Below are 2,045 nucleotides of genomic sequence, written 5' to 3'. Positions count from 1 at the left end.
AGGATCCCAGTCGCCCCAAAAGCCTGCAAAACTGCAAGTATGATCTCAGCATTTTTCGCGCTCATGGCATCCGCCTACAAGGGATCCAATTTGATCCCATGTTGGCTAGCTATGTGCTCAATCCAGAAGCTAGCCACAACTTGGCTGATTTGGCATCTACCTATCTAAATTTACCCACCACCAGCTATGAAAAGCTGCTGGGCAAAGCAGACTCCATTGCCGATCTGCCTATCCCCAAAGTGGCAGAATATTGCGGAACTGATGCCTACTGCGCCTATCGTTTGGTGCCCATCCTCACCGAAAAGCTACAGCAAACTGACCCACGCCTCTGGAACCTTTTTATCCAGGTGGAGCTGCCCTTGGCTCATGTTTTGGAAGGAATGGAGTGGGTCGGCATCCGCATCGACACTGAGTTTCTCAAGCAGTTTTCTCAGGAACTGGAAAAAGAGCTGCAGACTCTGGAGCAGAAAGCCTACGCCCAAGCAGGCGAGGTTTTTAACCTCAACTCTCCCAAACAACTGGGATCCCTGCTCTTTGAAAAGCTCAAGCTAGATGTCCGCAAAACTCGCAAGACGGCCACCGGCTACTCCACCGACGCCTCGGTTTTGGAAAAGCTGGAAGGGGATCACCCAGTCATTGAAACCATTCTCCAGTACCGCACCCTGGCCAAGCTCAAATCCACCTATGTGGACGCGCTGCCGGCTCTGGTAAGACGCGATACGGGTAGGGTGCACACCAGCTTCAACCAGACTGTTACCGCTACTGGCCGACTCAGCTCCTCTAACCCCAACCTGCAAAACATCCCCATCCGCAGCGAGTTCAGCCGCCGCATTCGCCAGGCCTTCATTCCCCAAGAGGGGTGGTTGTTGGCCTCAGCTGACTACTCACAAATTGAGCTGCGCATCTTGGCCCACCTCAGCCAAGAGCCAACGCTCATCGAGGGCTTTCGCTCAGGGGAAGATGTGCACACCCTTACCGCTCGCTTGCTCTTTGAAAAACAAGAAGTAACCAGCGAAGAACGCCGCCTGGCCAAGACGATTAACTATGGGGTGATCTACGGCATGGGGGCGCAGCGTTTTGCCCGCACTGCCGGCGTCTCTCTAGCGGAGGCGAAGGAATTTTTGCGGCGATTTAACGAGCGCTACGCCGGCGTTTTTGCCTATCTCCGTGCCACCGAAGCCTTTGTGGAAAAGCACGGCTATGTGGAAACCCTTTTAGGCCGCCGTCGCTATTTTCCCAATTTGTCTCAGCTATCCGGCCATCGCAAACAGGCCGAGCTGCGGGCTGCCGTGAACGCCCCCATCCAGGGATCCGCCTCAGACATCATCAAAGTGGCCATGGTGCGCTTGCAGGAAAAGCTGCAGCATTTTCGCTCGCGTTTGCTTTTGCAGGTTCACGACGAGCTGGTGTTTGAAGTAGAGCCCTCCGAATGGCAGGACTTACGGCCCCTCATTCAAAGAGAAATGGAAGAGGCAGTGCCCCTTTCCATACCGCTGGTGGTGGACATTCAAATTGGCCACAACTGGAAGGAGGCCAACTAAGGGATCCCGGCCTCGGAGAAATGTTAAGCTATGTAAAAGTGTGTGAAAGTGTTGGTTATCTCCCTATGGCCGTTGAGATCTACACGTGGCGTTTTTGTCCCTTCTGCATCCGCGCCAAGCAACTGTTGGATCGCAAAGGGGTGAAGTACATCGAATACGCCATCGATGGGGATGAGGCGGCGCGGGCGGAGATGGCCAAGCGGGCCAACGGGCGCCGCTCCGTGCCCCAGATTTTCATCAACAACCAGCACATCGGCGGCTGCGACGACCTCTACGCCCTTGAGGCCCAGGGCAAGCTGGATTTGCTCCTGCAGCAGGCCAGCTAGCTGCCTGCTTTCCTGCTAGCCTGGGCGGGATCCAAACCCGTTAACTTGTGGCTAACCGGCGGCCTGCCTGAGCTGGGCACGGGCTTGTTTGAGCATGGCAATCAGGGTGTGGTGGGCATCTTCAGAATCTTTGAGAGGGTGATCAAAGGGGATGCGCAGCTTCCGCACAGCCCCATCC

3 protein-coding genes are annotated in these 2,045 nt (G+C 55.5%); 2 read left to right on the top strand and 1 reads right to left on the bottom strand.

The window, feature by feature from the left end; genetic code table 11:
• Both polA and grxC read left to right on the top strand, forming a co-directional pair.
• On the top strand, positions 1-1,541 hold a 1,541-nt coding region (gene polA / locus NW809_RS12225; protein ID WP_414402262.1), incomplete at its 5' end, for a DNA polymerase I.
• Positions 1,542-1,606: 65 nt separating this feature from the next.
• The gene (gene grxC / locus NW809_RS12220; RefSeq protein ID WP_011429436.1) at positions 1,607-1,867 is read left to right on the top strand and encodes a glutaredoxin 3; all 261 of its coding nucleotides are present in this window, start codon (positions 1,607-1,609) and stop codon (positions 1,865-1,867) included.
• A gap of 51 nt (positions 1,868-1,918) precedes the next feature.
• On the opposite strand, the gene NW809_RS12215 is transcribed toward grxC, so the two are convergent.
• The coding region (locus tag NW809_RS12215; protein WP_414402263.1) for a DUF2470 domain-containing protein at positions 1,919-2,045 on the bottom strand (127 nt) is incomplete at its 5' end.

This window comes from Synechococcus sp. WC101, from assembly GCF_047461555.1.
GTDB lineage: Bacteria > Cyanobacteriota > Cyanobacteriia > Thermostichales > Thermostichaceae > Thermostichus.
Note: the sequence above shows the minus strand (reverse complement) of the source record. Positions and strands in the feature narration are given on the sequence as shown.

Coding starts and splice junctions, on each gene's coding strand:
- grxC (WP_011429436.1), top strand. CDS start 1,607: ATGGCCGTTGAGATCTACACGTGGCGTTTTTGTCCCTTCTGCATCCGC.